Origin of the sequence: Mycobacterium sp. ITM-2016-00318, assembly GCF_002968285.2 — a bacterium.
Lineage (GTDB): Bacteria > Actinomycetota > Actinomycetes > Mycobacteriales > Mycobacteriaceae > Mycobacterium.
Map to the genome: position 1 here is coordinate 3,763,484 of NZ_CP134400.1, position 15,976 is coordinate 3,779,459.

Annotated in this window: 15 protein-coding genes; 9 read left to right on the forward strand and 6 right to left on the reverse strand. The window is 64.6% G+C overall.

The genetic code is table 11. The features are described 5' to 3' along the window. Positions 1 to 3: 3 nt before the first annotated feature. The 3 genes from C6A82_RS18370 to C6A82_RS18380 are packed head-to-tail and all read right to left on the reverse strand — an operon-like array spanning position 4 to position 2,892. Positions 4 to 1,269 carry an amidohydrolase family protein gene (locus C6A82_RS18370; RefSeq protein WP_105348235.1) on the reverse strand — a complete coding sequence of 422 codons (1,266 nt, stop codon included), beginning with the start codon at positions 1,267 to 1,269 and terminating at the stop codon, positions 4 to 6. Between the two features lie 11 nt (positions 1,270 to 1,280). Next, positions 1,281 to 1,625: a hypothetical protein gene (locus C6A82_RS18375; RefSeq protein WP_105348195.1), complete on the reverse strand. Its 345-nt coding sequence runs from the start codon at positions 1,623 to 1,625 to the stop codon at positions 1,281 to 1,283. 1 nt (position 1,626) lies between these two features. Further along, on the reverse strand, positions 1,627 to 2,892 hold the full coding sequence (locus C6A82_RS18380) for an aromatic ring-hydroxylating dioxygenase subunit alpha (RefSeq protein WP_105348233.1): 1,266 nt from the start codon (positions 2,890 to 2,892) through the stop codon (positions 1,627 to 1,629). 197 nt (positions 2,893 to 3,089) lie between these two features. On the opposite strand from C6A82_RS18380, the gene C6A82_RS18385 reads away from it, so the two are divergent. After that, a complete protein-coding gene (locus tag C6A82_RS18385) occupies positions 3,090 to 3,878 on the forward strand; it encodes an emopamil-binding protein (RefSeq protein ID WP_105348194.1) in 789 nt (262 codons plus the stop codon). 3 nt (positions 3,879 to 3,881) lie between these two features. Here C6A82_RS18385 and C6A82_RS18390 read toward each other — a convergent pair whose 3' ends face one another. Beyond that, on the reverse strand, positions 3,882 to 4,484 hold the full coding sequence (locus C6A82_RS18390) for a TetR/AcrR family transcriptional regulator (protein WP_105348192.1): 603 nt from the start codon (positions 4,482 to 4,484) through the stop codon (positions 3,882 to 3,884). 104 nt (positions 4,485 to 4,588) lie between these two features. Here C6A82_RS18390 and C6A82_RS18395 point away from each other — a divergent pair, with 104 nt between their 5' ends. Beyond that, a complete protein-coding gene (locus tag C6A82_RS18395) occupies positions 4,589 to 5,755 on the forward strand; it encodes a spirocyclase AveC family protein (RefSeq protein WP_105348190.1) in 1,167 nt (388 codons plus the stop codon). A 3-nt stretch (positions 5,756 to 5,758) separates the two neighbouring features. On the opposite strand, the gene C6A82_RS18400 is transcribed toward C6A82_RS18395, so the two are convergent. Next, positions 5,759 to 6,361 carry a TetR/AcrR family transcriptional regulator gene (locus C6A82_RS18400; RefSeq protein ID WP_105348188.1) on the reverse strand — a complete coding sequence of 201 codons (603 nt, stop codon included), beginning with the start codon at positions 6,359 to 6,361 and terminating at the stop codon, positions 5,759 to 5,761. A 131-nt stretch (positions 6,362 to 6,492) separates the two neighbouring features. On the opposite strand from C6A82_RS18400, the gene C6A82_RS18405 reads away from it, so the two are divergent. From C6A82_RS18405 to C6A82_RS18420, 4 genes are read left to right on the forward strand one after another with little or no spacing between them, the layout of a single operon-like run. Next, on the forward strand, positions 6,493 to 7,656 hold the full coding sequence (locus C6A82_RS18405; RefSeq protein ID WP_105348186.1) for a spirocyclase AveC family protein: 1,164 nt from the start codon (positions 6,493 to 6,495) through the stop codon (positions 7,654 to 7,656). Further along, positions 7,657 to 8,475 (forward strand): CbbQ/NirQ/NorQ/GpvN family protein, encoded by an 819-nt coding sequence (locus C6A82_RS18410; RefSeq protein WP_105348184.1) that lies wholly within the window; start codon positions 7,657 to 7,659, stop codon positions 8,473 to 8,475. Next, on the forward strand, positions 8,472 to 10,175 hold the full coding sequence (locus C6A82_RS18415) for a nitric oxide reductase activation protein NorD (RefSeq protein WP_105348183.1): 1,704 nt from the start codon (positions 8,472 to 8,474) through the stop codon (positions 10,173 to 10,175). The genes C6A82_RS18410 and C6A82_RS18415 overlap by 4 nt, the downstream gene beginning before the upstream one ends. A gap of 3 nt (positions 10,176 to 10,178) precedes the next feature. Continuing rightward, positions 10,179 to 11,156, forward strand: coding sequence for an NAD(P)-dependent oxidoreductase (locus C6A82_RS18420; protein ID WP_105348181.1), 978 nt, complete (start codon positions 10,179 to 10,181; stop codon positions 11,154 to 11,156). A gap of 952 nt (positions 11,157 to 12,108) precedes the next feature. On the opposite strand, the gene C6A82_RS18425 is transcribed toward C6A82_RS18420, so the two are convergent. Then, positions 12,109 to 13,287, reverse strand: coding sequence for an acyl-CoA dehydrogenase family protein (locus tag C6A82_RS18425; RefSeq protein ID WP_105348179.1), 1,179 nt, complete (start codon positions 13,285 to 13,287; stop codon positions 12,109 to 12,111). A gap of 55 nt (positions 13,288 to 13,342) precedes the next feature. On the opposite strand from C6A82_RS18425, the gene C6A82_RS18430 reads away from it, so the two are divergent. From C6A82_RS18430 to C6A82_RS18440, 3 genes are read left to right on the forward strand one after another with little or no spacing between them, the layout of a single operon-like run. Further along, entirely contained in the window at positions 13,343 to 14,254 is a 912-nt protein-coding gene (locus tag C6A82_RS18430) for an NAD(P)-dependent oxidoreductase (protein ID WP_105348178.1), read from the forward strand. Next, positions 14,251 to 14,994 (forward strand): hypothetical protein, encoded by a 744-nt coding sequence (locus C6A82_RS18435; RefSeq protein WP_105348176.1) that lies wholly within the window; start codon positions 14,251 to 14,253, stop codon positions 14,992 to 14,994. Before C6A82_RS18430 ends, C6A82_RS18435 begins: the two co-directional genes overlap by 4 nt. A gap of 9 nt (positions 14,995 to 15,003) precedes the next feature. Then, positions 15,004 to 15,969, forward strand: coding sequence for a TIGR03564 family F420-dependent LLM class oxidoreductase (locus C6A82_RS18440; RefSeq protein WP_105348174.1), 966 nt, complete (start codon positions 15,004 to 15,006; stop codon positions 15,967 to 15,969). The last annotated feature ends 7 nt before the right edge of the window (positions 15,970 to 15,976 follow it).

Genomic DNA, 15,976 nt, shown 5'->3' on the forward strand with positions numbered 1-15,976 from the left:
GCGCTAGCGCTTGTAGACGACGCCGTCTTTCATCACGAACCGCACATTCAATGTGGCCGCGATGTCGCGCGACGGGTCATTCGGCACCGCGACGATGTCGGCGAGGTAGCCCGGCGCGATGCGCCCGAGTTCGTCGTCGGCGTCGATCAGCTCGGCGCTGGTGATGGTGGCCGCCCGCAGCGCCTGCATGGGCGTCATGCCACGCGACACAAGAGCGCACAGCTCCTTCGCGTTCTGCCCGTGCGGGATCGCGGGGGCGTCCGTGCCGCACGCGATCCTGACCCCGGCATCGATGGCCTTCGGCAGCATGGCCTGAGCCTGCGGGAAGACCACTTCGGCCTTCTTGCGCAACTCCGGAGCGATGCGGTCGATCGCCATCGCCTCGGTCAGGTAAGTGGTCGACACCAGGAACGTGCCGGTGTCGGCCATCATCTTGATCGTGTCGTCGGTGGCAAGGAATCCGTGTTCGATGCAGTCGATCCCCGCTCGGATGCACGCGCGAATAGCGCTGTCCCCCACCGCATGAGCGGCCACCCGTACCCCCGCGCGGTGCGCCTCGTCAGCGATCGCGGCGAACTCGTCATCGGAGTACTGCTGCGCGCCGGGCGCGGTGCTGTGCGACATCACGCCGCCCGAAGCGGACACCTTGATCAACTTGGCGCCGTGCCGGACCTGATAGCGCACACACGCCCTGACCTCGTCGACGCCGTTGGCGATGCCCTCGGCGACCGACAGCGGCATGATGCCAGGAGCGAGGCGCTGAAACACCGTCGGATCGAGGTGCCCGCCGTAGGGCGTCACCGCGTGCCCCGCCGGGTAGATCCGCGGCCCGGTGTGCCAGCCCGCCTCGATCGCGCGCTGCAGGGCGACATCGAGGAGGTAGCCACCCGTTTTGACCATCAATCCGAGATTGCGCACGGTGGTGAAGCCGGCCTCGAGGGTGGTGCGGGCATTGACCGCACCCCGCAAGGTGCGGTACGCGGGGTCGTCCTGCACACCGTGCATCGGACTCGGCAGACCTTCGGGACCGCCGGGTCCGCCGATCAGCAGGTTGAGTTCCATGTCCATCAGACCGGGCAGGAGCGTGACGTCGCCCAGATCGATGTCGTTGTCCTGGTTCTGCGGCACCTCAAAGGGATTGACCGCCGAGATCCGGTTGCCGTCGATCACCACCACAGCCGGTGAGCGCACCTCGCCGGCCTCCACGTCGGCCCAACGCGCGGCGCGAAGGAGGGTGACCGGGCCGGTGCTGGATGGATGCTCGGACAAGCCTCGCTCCGTCACGGCACCGGTTCTGACACACAGTCCAGCGTGGTGGCGCCCGTGTCGGGGACCTTCGGTTGCTTCCAGCACTCAACCGGAAACGACGCCTGAATCATCGAATAGAGAAGATGCATCAGATTGAGCACATCGTCGGGCATCTCGTCCAGGGAGAACTTGTCGCAGTAGGCGATGGCCTCCTCGGCACGCGCGGTGATCGCGTCGTAGAAGGCCTGGAGCTCCTTCATCGAACTGGCCAGCCTCTTGGCGTACCGTTCGGCCTCGGTGGCCAGACACCAGTCCGAGAACTCCTCGAGGTCGGCGAACTCGGGCGGCAGTTTCGCCGTCGACTCGGCGGTCGTCACCTCACACCCCCGCGGTCTTGCGTCGGTAGTCCGCAACCCAAGCCGCGGTCTCGGTGTGAAGATGCCGGATGAGCACCTCCTGGTCGCAGAGCAGGAAGTTGTCCAGCACCCGCGATTCGACCATCGTCTGCGTCGCCTCCAAGGTGTTGGCGTCCTGCAGCCCGTACTCCTTGAAAGACACCGCGGCGAGTTCCTGCGCGATGCGCTCCCGAGGAGTTCTCGGCTGCGGGAAATACACCGTGCCTTCGAAAATGTGCGTGTTGAACGACGTCGGCCAGTAGTGATAGGTCAGATACCAACCCTGTCCCCAGAACAGGATCACGAAATTCGGGAACAGCTGGAACGAGTCGAGCCCCCACGGATCGCATTTCGCCGGGTTGAGTCCCGCCGGCATCTCGCCGAGATCCGGTTTGTCCCATGGCCCGAACAATCCGCTCTGGCAGATGTCCTCGATCGGCTTGCGCATCTCGTCGGCCATCTCCCAGGCCCGGATACCCGACGTGCTCACCAACCGGTGTGGCCCGTCGATGCGATAGTGCGGAGCCTCGAAGCCCGCCTCGGCCGCAGCCTTCGAATATGCCGTCGGGGACTGGTTCGCGTGCAACACAGGTGCGTGGTAGAACTCCTGGAACGCATCCATGTAGAGCTTCCAGTTGGCCTTCACTTCCGACCGGTAATGGAACCGCGAGGTCATCTTGTCGAACGGATATCCCTCGAGATCGGTGATCATCGGCCCCAGGAAATCACGCAGGCCCTGCTCGGGCTCATCGGCGAAGTTGACGAAGATGAACCCTTCCCACACCTCGCAGTGCACGGGCACCAGGCCGTAGCGGCTCTTGTCGAGGTCGAAAAACTCCCCCTCCTGCTGGACGAAGGTGAGATTGCCGTCGAGGTCGTAGCGCCAGGCGTGGTACTTACAGGTGAACTGGCGGCACACGCCGCTGGTCTCCTCCAGCGGCATGTCGTTCCACACCAGCTTGTTGCCGCGGTGCCGGCAGATGTTGTGGAACGCCTTGACTTCACCGCTGGCGGTGCGAACCACGATGATGGAGGTGTTGACGACCTTGAGTTCCTTGGTGAAATAGCTGCCCTTGCGTGGGATGCTTTCGACCCGACCAACGTTCAGCCACGCACGACGGAACACGGCCTTTCGCTCGAGTTCGTAGAATTCCGGGTCCACGGAGTCCTCGTAAGAAACCGGACCGGTTCCCAGCTGTGGGTAGTGCTCAGTCCAGCTGCCTTCCGGCGGCTTGGGAAATCGAGGCATCGTCGTCTCCTGTCGACTGTCGTCGATGGCCGCGCCGCCCACCCGCGAAGCGCCCGGCAAGTGTCTCAGGCAAACGTTCAGCCGCAGCTACCTTTTCGGGCATTTCGCAGAGACGACCAACCCGACGGTATATGCTTCACGCGGCAATCGCAAGTAGTTGATATTGACCCGTGTCCGGGTGAGAGGTAGTAGAGGTCGTGACCACACTGGAAACTCGCGAACCGAACTTCGCGCGCCCGGTCGCACCGCATCGCGGTCGTATCTACCTCGGCGTGGGACTGCTGACGGGAGTCGTGTTTCTCGCCATGACGATCGGCGTCCAATTCGGTCTGATCGCACCGAATCTGACCTCCGACGTGATCGCCAACCTCCTCTTCGGCGTACCGGTGATACTCGTTCCGCTCGTCATCCTGTGGGACGCGCCCGGCGAAAGTCGAACCCGGCTCGACAAGGCGGCGGAGCTGACGCTGTTCTATTTGCCGTATACGGCATGCAGTCAGATCGGCTACGAGTTGATGTTCCTCATCGGGCACCCGCTCGGCCTGTGGACTCCCACGACCGATCCCGGCTGGAAATGGCTGTGGTGGCAGTACGCACTGGCCGACACCCGCTACGTCAGCGGCAACCCGTGGATCTTCGCGCTGGAGGTGGTCGGAGTGATCACCGGAGTCGTCGTGCTCCTCACCTGGACGAGGTTGATCAAGGTCGACCTGGCCACGGAATCGCGGATCCGCTACCTCTGGGCCGCATTTGCCGGGTGCGCGGTGTTGATGAGCAGCACCGCGGTGTACTTCCTGGCGGAGGTGGGCGCCGGCTTCGGCAACATCGGCCAAGGCGCGTACGGCCTTGGCTTCAAATTCATCGCGGAGAACGTCCCGTTCATTGTGCTGCCCCCGCTGGTGCTCTACGCAATCCACCTGCAGATCGACTATCTGACGCGACGTGCCGGAGCGCAGGCCGTCCGAACGCTGCCCGAGAGCAGCTGATAGTCACGGCATTTTGATCGCCGAGACGTACATTTCGATGACGGGCCGATAGAGGTCTACATCGTCGAGTTCGCTGCCCAGCACGACCGAGTCGCTGGTCGCTACGAGCACCTGGGCGAAGGTCAACGGCGGAATCAGCAACGTTCCACCGAGCCTGTCGATGCCTTCGACGATGAACCCCGCGAGCGCCTCGACGACTTCTGACCTCTTCTCGGCCACCCGTTCGCGCACCTCAGGATTACGGAGTAGATAGAGGGTGAACTCGTGGCCCAACGCGGCGTGCTCAGCACCCCGGTCACGACTGAGTTGGCGCCATCGCGCGGCGATCTCGTCGAGTTCGCGCGACCCGAGCTGCTCCGCTGAGGCCATCACGTCGGCGAAATTGTCGAAATAGCGGCGCCAATAACGGTCGCTCACTGCGAGGAAGAGGTCCTCCTTCGTGACGAAGTGCTTGTAGATGGCTCCCTTCGTATAGCCCGCTGCGTGGGCGATGTCGTCGAGAGTCGCTGGTGCGAAGCCCTTTTCGGCGAACACATCCTCCGCGGCGTCGAGCAACAGCGAACGGGTGTGCTCGAGACGCCGTTCTCGTGTCCACCGCTCGACCATGCCAAAAGTCTGCCACAGAATCTGAGAAACCCTCTAGACATCCAGATACTGACTGGTATCTTTCGCTGTGAGCCGCGTGGGGACGCGGCGGCCCAGGAGGCGTCGTGAGCGATCTGTCGAACAAGAAACCTGCCGTCACCGAGTCACTCGGCGGAACGGCCGAACTCGGCGCCCAGGTTCAGCCCAAGGGCAAGCCCGTGCAGATCTGGGCGTTTTTCGGCGGCGCGATCCTGCTCCTGCAGTTGTACGTGTGGACCAAATGGGTCACCGGGCCGTACTTCGAGCAAGTGCCCGCCGGGCCGACCCCGCTGCCGTTGCACATGAAGATCCCGCTCATCGCGAACGCGGTCGTGCTCTGGGTAGGCCTGCCTTTCGCCATCTGGTGGTTCTTCATCAGGCCGTGGCGGCGCGAGCGACGGATCACGCTGGACGGGATGCTGGTGTTGTCCATGGGCCTGATGTTTTTTCAGGATCCCTTCCTGAACTACTTCAACACGTGGTGCACCTACAACACCTGGCTGTTCAACCGCGGCGCCTGGACACCGCACATTCCCGGATGGTTTTCACCCGATGAACCAGGCCGCATGGTGCCCGAACCGCTGCTGACCAACACGGTGGGATACGCGTACGGAGTCCTACTGATCACGATCATCGGATGCGCGGTCATGCGCAAGATCAAGTCACGCTGGCCCAACATCAGCAATCTGCGCTTGATCCTGGCGACCTTCGCGATCTCCTTTGTCTTCGACTTCGTGATGGAGGCACTGGTCCTGTTGCCGGCCGGGCTCTACACCTATCCCGGTGCCATCCGCGAGGTGTCCTTCAATGCCGGCACCTATTACCAATGGCCGGTGTACGAAGGGCTCATGTGGGGCGGCGTCCAAACGGCGCTGTGCTGTCTGCGCTTCTTCACCGACGATCGCGGCCGCACGATCGCCGAGCGCGGATTGGACCGTGTCCGCGGCGGCTTCGTTCGACAGCAGTTCGTCCGGTTCTTAGCGATCTTCGCCGCGGTGAGCGCATGCTTCTTCGTCCTCTACAACATTCCCGTGCAATGGTTCGCCATGCACTCCGACCCGTGGCCCGAAGACCACCTGAAGCGTTCGTATTTCAACGGCGGCATCTGCGGTGACGGAACGGACATCCCGTGCCCCGACCCCAGCCTGCCCTTGCCGAGCAGATGGTCCGGCCACATCAACACCGACGGTGAACTCGTCGTCCCCGAGGGCAAAGAGGTTCCCGTGACCGTGCCCTTCGAACGAGGCAATTGAGGGTCAGGGCATCTTCACGGCCGACACGTACATCTCGAGCATCGGCTGGTACAGATCGACATCGTCGAGGTGACTACCCAGTTCGACGGCGTCGGTCGTGGCGATGATGATGTGGGCGAACGTCGCCGCGGGGATCAGCAGGGTCGCGCCAAGCGTCTCGATACCATCGACGATGTAGCGGGTGAGCTCGTCGACCACCTCGGATCGCTTGGCGGCCACGCGTTCTCGCGCCTCCGGATTGCGCAGCAGGTAGAGGTTGAACTCGATGCCCAGTGCCGCATGCTCGGCGCCGCGGTCACGACTCAGCTGGCGCCACCGCTCCCCGATGTCTTCGAGCTCGCGTGCCCCGATGTGGTCCGACGACGACATCACCTCCGCGAACTTGTCGAAGTACCGACGCCAGTACCGGTCACTCGCAGCCAGAAACAGTTCCTCCTTGGTGGCGAAGTACTTGTAGATCGCGCCTTTCGAGTAGCCGGCCGCCTTCGCGATGTCGTCGAGAGTCGCTGAGATGAAACCCCTTTCGGCAAACACCTGCTCGGCGGCATCCAGCAGCAGTGAACGCGTGCGTTCGAGGCGTCGCTCGCGCGTCCAAGGCTCCACCATGCCGCCATCTTGCCACAAAATTTGACCCCTTGGTCATTCAGATACCGGCTGGTATATTTTCGGCGCATCGGCCACTTTCTGAGGGGAGCTGTGAGGTCCATGGGATCGACAAGTGCGGAGGAGACGGTGTCGTGAGCGATCTGTCGAGCAGGAAGAAGCCCGTTCTCACCGAGTCACTGAGTGACGCGGCACTCGGTGCGCAGCCTCAGAAGAAGATCACGCCGGTGCGAGTGTGGGCGGCGGTCGGCGGTGTGATTCTTGCGTTCCAGCTGTATGTGTGGATCCGCTGGATCACCGGCCCGAACTTCGAGCGGGTCCCCGCAGGCCCGACCGACCCACCGATGTTCATGAAGACGATCCTCTTCACCTGGACGGCCGTGATCGTGGTGGGCATGCCAATTGCCATCTGGTGGTTCCTCATTCGGCCGTGGCGCCGGGAACGGCGAATCACCCTCGACGGAATGCTCTTCGTGTCCTGCGGCCTGCTGTGGTTTCAGGATCCGCTACTGAACTACTTCAGCACGTGGAGCACGTACAACACCTGGATGTGGAACATGGGCTCGTGGGTCCAGGACATTCCGGGTTGGGTGTCGTTCGGGGAACCGGGCGCCATGATGGCCGAGCCCGTTCTGATGAACGCCCCCGGCTACTTCTTCGTGCTGCTGTGCACCATGCTGGGCTGCTGGGTCATGCGCCTAGCCAAGAAGCGGTTTCCCAATATCAACACCTTCGGCCTCATCGGGGTCGTGATCGCCTGGACCTTCTTCTTCGATTTCGTCATCGAGGGGCTGTTCCTCATGCCGATGGGGCTGTTCACCTATCCAGGCGCCATCCAGGCGCTGTCGGTCAATGCCGGCACCTACTACCAGTGGCCGCTCTATGAAGGGCTCATGTGGGGCGGCGTCCAAGCCGGTCTGTGCTGCATGCGCTACTTCACCGACGACCGTGGCCGCACCTTCGTCGAGCGCGGGCTCGACCAGGTCCGAGGCGGATTCGTCAAACAGCAGCTGACCCGCTTCCTGGCGATCTTCGCCGCGTGCAGCGCATTCTTCTTCGTCTTCTACAACATTCCGGCACAGTTCTTTGCCATGCACCAGGACCCGTGGCCGGACGACATTTTGAAGCGCTCGTACTTCCTGATGGGCATCTGCGGTGAGGACACCGATCGGCCGTGCCCCGATCCTGCGCTACCGATGCCCCTGACGAATTCCGGCTACATCAACCACGACGGTGAGCTCGTCCTCCCCGAGGGCGTGAAGCTTCCCGACAACGTTCCACTTGAGCGAGGAAAGTAAATGCGCAGCAGTACTTCTGCGGTGGTCACGCCTGTTTCGGACGCGCCGTTCTACCGTGCGGTCGACGACGAGGTAGAGGTCTTCCGCGCTGCGGCCCGCCGTGGGCTGCCGGTGCTACTCAAGGGGCCTACGGGGTGCGGGAAGACACGTTTCGTGGAGGCGATGGCCCACCACCTGGGCCGCGAGCTGATCACCGTTGCGGGCCACGAGGACATGACGTCGGCTGACCTCGTCGGCCGATTTCTGCTGAAGGGCGGTGAGACGGTGTGGGTGGACGGGCCGCTGACCCGCGCGGTGCGCGAGGGCGCCATCTTCTATCTGGACGAGGTGGTGGAGGCACGCCAGGACACCACCGTGGTCATCCATCCGCTTGCCGATCACCGCCGTGAGTTGCCCGTCGACCGGCTCGGCACGACACTGCAGGCGGCCCCGGGATTCCAGCTGGTGATCTCTTACAACCCCGGATACCAGAGCGTCCTGAAGAACCTGAAAGAGTCGACGCGTCAGCGCTTCATCGCCATCGCACTGGGCTACCCGTCCCCCGACGTCGAGACCGAGGTGGTTGCCTACGAAGCCGGGATCGATATCGAAACCGCACGTTCACTGGTCAAGCTCGCGTACGCCATCCGTAACCTGGACGGCTCACCGCTGCGCGAAGTGTCCTCCACCCGCATGTTGATCCTCGCCGGCGGCCTTGTGGCCGAGGGGCTGAACCTGCGCAGTGCCGTCCACGCGGCCGTCGTCCAAGTGCTCTCCGACGATGCCGACGTCATCCGCGCCCTCGATGAACTAGTCAATACCGTCCTACCCCAGACGTGACCGACGCCGCCTCGGGAAACCCTGACCGGTTCCGGTTCCTCGCCACCTACATCGCCGGCAGGTCGGTCGACGTCACCGAGGCGCCGGCCGGCCAGCCCGCGCACACCAACGGCCAGTTCATCTTCGTCTCAGCCGCTGGTTCCGTCGAGGAGCAGCGCCGCGAAACGCTGGTTCAGGCCGCTCTTCTCGGCGCGGGCAGCCTTGATCCGCGGTTGGTGAAGGGATTGCGGGCGCGGGCCACGATCGCGCGCCGCTACCTGGCACTCGAGGGCCACCGGGCTCTCGCCGAACTCGCTCGACAGATTCCACTCGATGCCGCGCTCGTCCCCGACAGCCCACCCGGCACCGCGACCGCCGACGAGTCACTTGAGGTTGCCAGGAGCCGAGCCCATGTCGCTGATCCGCCGGAGTGGTTCGGTGTCATCAAACCGTCCCGGTTGTTGGGGTCCACCGCTGGACCAGGCGGGCAGGCCACCAACAAAGACCTCAAACTCCAGTTCGACCCCATCGACATGCCCGACTCCGAGGACGACGACGAAGACGACGACGGCGGGAAGTCCAGCGAGAGCAAGATCCTCAAGTTGTTCGAGAGTCCCCTCTTCAACAACCAGTCGATGTCAGACTACTTCCGAAAGATGTTCGGCGGTAAACGTTCCGAAGGCGAGGGCGCCGCGGGCGCCGAGATGACGGTCCGCTCCGTCCGGCGGGTGCAGGAGGCGGGAGCGAATGCTCGACCCGTGCCGACGCGTATTCAGTTCACGGATGACGGCAAGCCCGGTGCTGCGCTAGGTGTGGGCGGGGCGCTATATCCGGAGTGGGACGTGTTCAACAACCAATACAAGCCGGACTGGTGCCGGGTCATCGATTTTCCGCTGACCGTTGACGCCGACGTGTCCGATGCCGCTGTCGTGCACGATGACGTGCTGCGGCGCCGCCTGGCTCGTGTCGGGCTCGGCCCGAAGGTATTGCGCGGCCGCGCCGACGGAGACGACCTCGACATCGAGGCGCTCATCGACCTGTTCGTCGATCTGCAATCCGGCTTCTCGGCGCCCGAGCATGTCTACCTGGAGCGCCGCAAGCTTGCTCGAAATCTCGGCGTGCTCATTCTGATCGATGCCTCCGGATCCGCCGTAGACGCCGATTCGGACGGCCTCGCCGTGCACGACCACCAGCGACGGGCGGCCGCCACCCTGGCCGTCACACTCGAAGAGCTCGGTGACCGTGTCGCCGTCTACGCGTTTCGATCGCAGGGCCGCCACGCCGTACATCTGCCTGTCATCAAGACGTTCGACCAGAGTTTCGGCGCCGTCGGGCGGGCCCGCCTCAACCAGCTCGAACCGGCGAGCTACACCCGCCTCGGCGCCGGAATCCGCGGTGCGGGTGAAGTTCTCAAGAATCAGGCCGGCACGCCGAATCGGCTGCTGCTCGTTCTTTCGGACGGCTTCCCCTACGACGACGGTTACGAGGGGCGTTACGCGGAAGCCGACGCCGGCAAGGCCCTCGAAGAGCTCCGCGCCGACGGCGTTGCCTGCCTGTGCCTGTCCATCGGCGCTTCCACGGAGCCCGATGTGCTCGAACGCGTCTTCGGCTCCGCCAGCTTCGCCAGCGCTCCGACCCTTGCCGACTTGAGCCCGCAGATGGACGAGCTGTTCATGTCGTCTCTGCGTGAACTCGCCGCGCCGACACCGTCGCGAGGCTGAACAATGAAGGTCTTGGTGACAGGCGCCCTGGGCAACATCGGCTTTTCCACATTGGAGGCGTTGCTCGTCGAAGGCCACGATGTCGTCGCTTTCGACCTCGAATCTCGCCGGGCGCGCCAACTCGCGTCCGGCTTCGATGGACGAGTGCAGTTCGTCTGGGGCGACATCACGAATCGAGAGTCGCTCCAATTCGCACTCAAGGGCGTGGATGCGGTTATCCACCTGGCGGCCATCATTCCTCCCGCTACAGAACGAGTTCCCGACCTCGCCAAAAAAGTGAACGTCGATGCCACGCGCAACCTTGTCGCGGAGATGGAGGCCTCGCCCACGGCCGGCAGGCTCGTCTTCGCATCGTCCGTAGGCATTTTCGGAGACGACCAAGACCGCGAGCCGCCGCTGCGCGTCGACACACCCGTGCATCCGACGGACGAATACGGGCGCCACAAGGTGGCGTGTGAGCAAGCGATCCGGCAGTCGCGGCTGCGCTGGAGCATCCTACGGCTTGCGGCCGTGACGCCAATACATTTGCAGGCGCAGGACCCAAGCATCATGTTCGAGTTCAGTCCCGACGCGCGGTTCGAGTTCCTACATCCCGCCGACGCGGGAGTTGCGTTCGCTCGGGCCGTGGCCTGTGAGGAGTCGATCGGAGCGACGCTGTACATCGCCGGCGGCGCAAGCTGCCGCATGACTTATTACGACTTCGCCACCGCACTCATGAGTGCAATCGGAATCGGTCCCATCCCCGTCGAAGCCTTTGTCCGAACGAAGCCTGCTCGCTTCTTCGGTGACTGGGTGGACACTGAGGAAAGCCAGCGCCTCCTTCAGTACCAGAAACGAGGGCTCGACGAGCAACTCGGAGACATGAAGGAGGACTTCGGCAAGCTGGTGCCGTTGATCCGTCTCGTGCGTCCGCTCGCGACCTGGTTCGTAACCCGCAGCTCCGCCCATCTCAAGGACAACCGCCGTTCGCATGCCGGTTGACTGGGCAGGCCAAAGCGTAGCTGCGCAGATCGCGCTTATGCGGCGTCGCGTTCGTCCAGCGCAATGCCGACGTTGACCTCCACTTCGCTGAGGCGTACCCGATTCCGCCTGGGCGCCGGCAGTGCCGTCGACCAATAGCGATGATCTGTCGGGGTGACGAATTCTGCTGTGTCCGCAGTGTTCGGTTCCTGCGGTCACCGACCACCCCGGTCACTCCTTGACGTAGTTGCAGTGTTCGCATTCGCCCAGCCCGTTCTCGGCACTGGTGGGTCCGTCGCGATGGCGGGGTGGGGCTTGGTCGCGTTGTCGGATCGGCGCGCCATCACCTGACCGCGCGAGCGGTCGTCGAACGTCGTGTCAGCCGCCCGCTTCAGCAGTAGCTAGGCCAGTCGAGCCGCTTGCCGAGGTGGGTGGAAGTTAGCCCCAGGCCTGCGTATTCGTCTCGTTTACGCTCAGCCAGATGCAAGTAGTCGCTGCTTATGCGGCTCCAGATACAAGTAGTCGCTGCTTAAGCGGCTCCAAAATTCCAGTAGTCGACTACTCGAAGCGGCTTCCTCGCCACGCGTGAGGATCGGTGAACGTGAGCCCACGGGTCCGCAGTCATCGACAGGAGAAGCACATGCTCAAGAAACTGCTCGTCGCCGCGGTCGCAGCGGCGGCCATGTCTGTTCCATTCGGTGGCCTCGGCCTGTTTGCCAGTGCGGGCACCGCCGCTGCCGGGTCTTGGCCGGCGGACCCCACTTGGCCGGCGGACCCCACTTGGCCGGCACCCCCGAATTGGGGGTCTTATCCGGCGGACTCGTCTTACCCGGCGGACTCGTCTTACCCGGGGCACTCGCCGTTCGTCGGCTGGCCGATGGGGGGATGAAGGCACGTAGACGGGCGTTGCCGGAAAGCTGACGGTCGCGACGGGCGATGCCGACGTTTGGAGTCGTGCCGCCCCATGACCGTCTCAGCGCGCGGGCAGCTTCAGGACGTGCTGGGCGATGATGTTGCGCTGGATCTCCGACGTGCCGCCCGCGATGGTGCCCGCGAAGCTACCGATGTAGCGCGTGAACCAGCCCGCCGTGAATTGTCCTGGGCTGTAAGGGTTGTACGGTGCGGTCATCGCCGGGTCGGACAGCGCATCGGCACCCGTGGCCTCCAGGACGTGGCGGTAAGCGCTCTGCTCGGCCTCCGATCCGAACACCTTGAGAACCGAAAGCCCTGCGGTATCCCCCTCGCCTCGTGCGGCGCGCGCCAGCGCCGCAGAGCCGAGCAGGCGCAGCGCCTGATAATCCATGGCGATGCGCGCGTATTCGTCGCGCTGCAGTGCCCCGACGGGATGGAAGCTCTCCAGCGTCTGCCCCAACCGATTGGCGAACTGCAGCCACATCATCGTGCGTTCGTGACCGAGTGACCCGTTGGCGACCTTCCAGCCACCCCCCGGCGGCCCTACGAGGTTCTCGGCCGGCACCACGACATCGGTCAGGAAGACCTCGTTGAAGTCGAGATCGTCGCGGTCGTACACACACGCGAATGGCCGGCACGTCACTCCAGGGCTATCGGTCGGGATCAGCAATGCGCTGATTCCCTTGTGTTTCGGCGCCTCCGGGTCGGTGCGGACGAAAGCGAGGATGACATCGGCGTCGTGCGCACCCGACGTCCACACCTTCTGCCCGTTGACGACGAAACGATCGCCGTCGAGCACAGCGCGCGTCGTCAGGCCCGCAAGGTCGGAGCCGGCGCCCGGCTCGCTCATTCCGAGCGACGCCGTGATCTCGGCGCGCAGGAGGGGGACCGCCCATCGCTGCTTCTGCTCCTCGGTGCCGAACGAAAGCAGCGAGGCCGCGATGATGCCCACGCCCTGCGGATTGAAGGCGTGGTAGATGCGTCGCCGCGACAGCTCCTCGCGGTGAACGAACTGCTCGAGGATGTTCGCGTTGCGGCCGCCGTACTCCGGCGGATTGCCCGGCAGCAACCACCCGTGGTCGAACTGGGTCTTCTGCCAGCGTCGCGACCACTCCGGCACGTGCGACGTCGAGCGCGATCGCTCGGCGGCCGCCTCGGCCTCGGCAGGCAGGTGCTCGTCGAGGAAGGCGATGAATTCCGCGCGGAAAACCTCGACGTCGTCATCGAACCGCAATTGCACGGGTCCAACATATCAAGTACTTAACATTTGGGTGACGATGCGCTATGACTAGTGGGTGCTCGACGGACAGAAGGTGCTGATCACCGGCGCAACCGGCAAGATCGCCTTTCCGATCGCACGCGCACTCGCGCAGCGCAACGAGGTATGGGGCGCGGCGCGGCTGCGAAACCCCGAAGATCGGGGCAAGCTCGAGGCGGCCGGCATCATCCCGCTCACGCTCGACATGGCCGACCCCGACTTCTCGACGGTGCCCGACGATTTCGGCTACGTATTCCATGCGGCGGTCGACACCGGCACCGACGACTGGACGCGGTGCGTCAAGACGAACGCACACAACTCCGGCGCGCTGCTTCACCATTGCCGCACCGCGTGCGGCTTCGTGTTCTGCTCGACCGGATCGGTCTACGGCTACCAGGGGCACCGCCCGCTGCGCGAAACCGACCCACCCGGCGTGCCGCTGCGGCCCAACTACAGCTTCAGCAAGATCGCCGCGGAGTCGGTCTGCACGTGGGTCGCCGACCGCTACGGAATTCCATTGACGATCATCCGGATCTGTAGCACCTACGGGCCCGAGGGCGGAGCGCCCGCCGACCGGCTGGAGATGATGTTGGCAGGCAAGCCTATTCGGCTCCACCCCGACAAGCCCAACAACTACAACCCGATCTACGAAGACGACTACGTCCGGCTCGGCGTCCGCGCGATGGAGGTCGCCGCCAATCCGCCGGTCACCGTCAACTGGGCGGGCAGCGAGACGGTCAGCATAGAGGACTACTGCACGTATCTCGGCGAACTCGTCGGCGTCGAGCCGGTCTTCGACTACACCCCCGACGCGCACACCCCGTTGTGGCCTGACGTGACCCGCATGCACGAAATTCTCGGGCGGACCGAAGTGCCGTGGCGGGAGGGCATGCGACGCATGGTGGCCGCGCGCCATCCCGAGATCGAGCTGTCCGGAGGACCGAATTGACCCTTCCAGGAAAGCCTTCCGACAACGTCGACGGCGTGCTCGCCGCAGGGCGCGGCGAGATCGGCACCCTGTTCGTCTCGATGGCGCGCCGCCACCCGGACGGTCTCGACGCCGAATACCTGCGCTGGCACACCCTCGACCACCGACCCGAGCAACACCGGCTCGCAGGCGTGCGCGCGTCACTGAGGCTGGTCTCGACCCCCGCCTGCCGGGCCGCGCGCGCACACAGCGACGAGGCGTTCGACGAGATCGACCACGTGATGACGTATTTCTTCACCGACCAGAGCGGGCTGACACCGTTCCTCGCACTGTCGTCGGCTCTCGGTGGCGCCGACCGCAAACTGCCGCTCCTTCCGCCCGTGCAACGCGGCGTCTACACGGTGGCCGACAAGGCCGCCGCACCGCGCATCAAGATCGGCGCCGACGTGCTGCCGTGGTGGCCGGCGCAGGGTGTCTTCCTGCTGCTGGAATCGGGAAGCACCTCGCCCACCGACCTTGTCGACGTCGAAGGGGTCGGCGGTGTCTGGTCGGTCGCGTCGCAGGACGTCGACGAGCGCCTCGCAAGCGCCCGCGCCGGCCAGTTGCTCACCTACTGCTTCCTCGACGACGACCCGGTCGCAACCGCCGAGCGGTTGCGGCCCGCGCTGAATGCCCGCTGGCGGCAAGGCGAGGTCGAGCCGCTCCTTGCCGCCCCGTTCTACCCGATCGTGCCGTATCAGTGGGATCGCCATGTGCCGTAGGGGGTTTGAATGCGCGTCGGGCTGATGGTCGGCTCGGACAAGGAACGCCCGCGGGCGGACCGACTGAGCGGCCTTCTGGAGGACGGCCGGATCGCCGAAGACGATGGCTTCGCGTCGTTCTGGATCCCGCAGGTGCCGGGCTACCTCGATGCGATGACGGCGGTCGCACTGCTCGGGCATGTCACCGACCGCATCGAGCTCGGGACGGCCGTCGTTCCTCTGCAGACCCGTCACCCGCTGATTCTCGCCCAGCAGGCGTTGACCACCCAGGTCGCGTGCGCTGGGAGGTTCACGCTCGGCGTCGGTCCGTCCCACCACTGGATCATCTCGGACCAACTCGGACTCCCCTATGAGAAGCCGGCGCGGCTCGTGCGCGACTACCTCGACGTGCTCGACGCGGCGTTCGCCGGTCCCGGCGCGGTGGCCGTCGACAACGACAGCTACCGCGTGCACAGCCCGGTCGACGTCACCGATGCGTTCGAGATGAATGTGCTCATCGCCGCACTCGGGCCGACGATGCTGCGGATCGCCGGTGAGCGCACCGGCGGCACGATCCTCTGGATGGCCGACGAACGCGCCATCGGCGACTACGTCGTCCCTCGTATCACCGAGGCAGCCGCATCCGCGGGGCGGACCGGAACCCGCGTCGTGGCAGGCGTTCCCGTTGCGCTCTGCTCGGACGGCGACGTCGCTGACGCCCGCGCCTACGCCAGCGAAGTACTCGGGCACGCTGACTTCTCACCGAACTACGTCCGGCTGCTCGAACATGGTGACGCCGACGATGTCGGCGACACCATGGCCGCCGGTGACGAGTCGAGGGTGCTTGCGCGCCTCCGCCGTTACCGCGATGCCGGTGTCACCGATCTGGCGGTCCGCGTGGTACCGCTCGGTGACGATGCCGCCCAACGGAGAGCATCGCGCCGACGCACTCAGTCCTTCGTCGCGTCGCTGGTCACGGAGTTCGCAGCTGGCTAGATAGTTA

Excerpts from the sequence above, each read along its gene's own strand:
- C6A82_RS18420 (WP_105348181.1), top strand. The coding sequence starts at position 10,179 with ATGAAGGTCTTGGTGACAGGCGCCCTGGGCAACATCGGCTTTTCCACA.
- C6A82_RS18390 (WP_105348192.1), bottom strand. The coding sequence starts at position 4,484 with ATGGTCGAGCGGTGGACACGAGAACGGCGTCTCGAGCACACCCGTTCG.
- C6A82_RS18440 (WP_105348174.1), top strand. The coding sequence starts at position 15,004 with ATGCGCGTCGGGCTGATGGTCGGCTCGGACAAGGAACGCCCGCGGGCG.
- C6A82_RS18400 (WP_105348188.1), bottom strand. The coding sequence starts at position 6,361 with ATGGTGGAGCCTTGGACGCGCGAGCGACGCCTCGAACGCACGCGTTCA.
- C6A82_RS18380 (WP_105348233.1), bottom strand. The coding sequence starts at position 2,892 with ATGCCTCGATTTCCCAAGCCGCCGGAAGGCAGCTGGACTGAGCACTAC.
- C6A82_RS18410 (WP_105348184.1), top strand. The coding sequence starts at position 7,657 with ATGCGCAGCAGTACTTCTGCGGTGGTCACGCCTGTTTCGGACGCGCCG.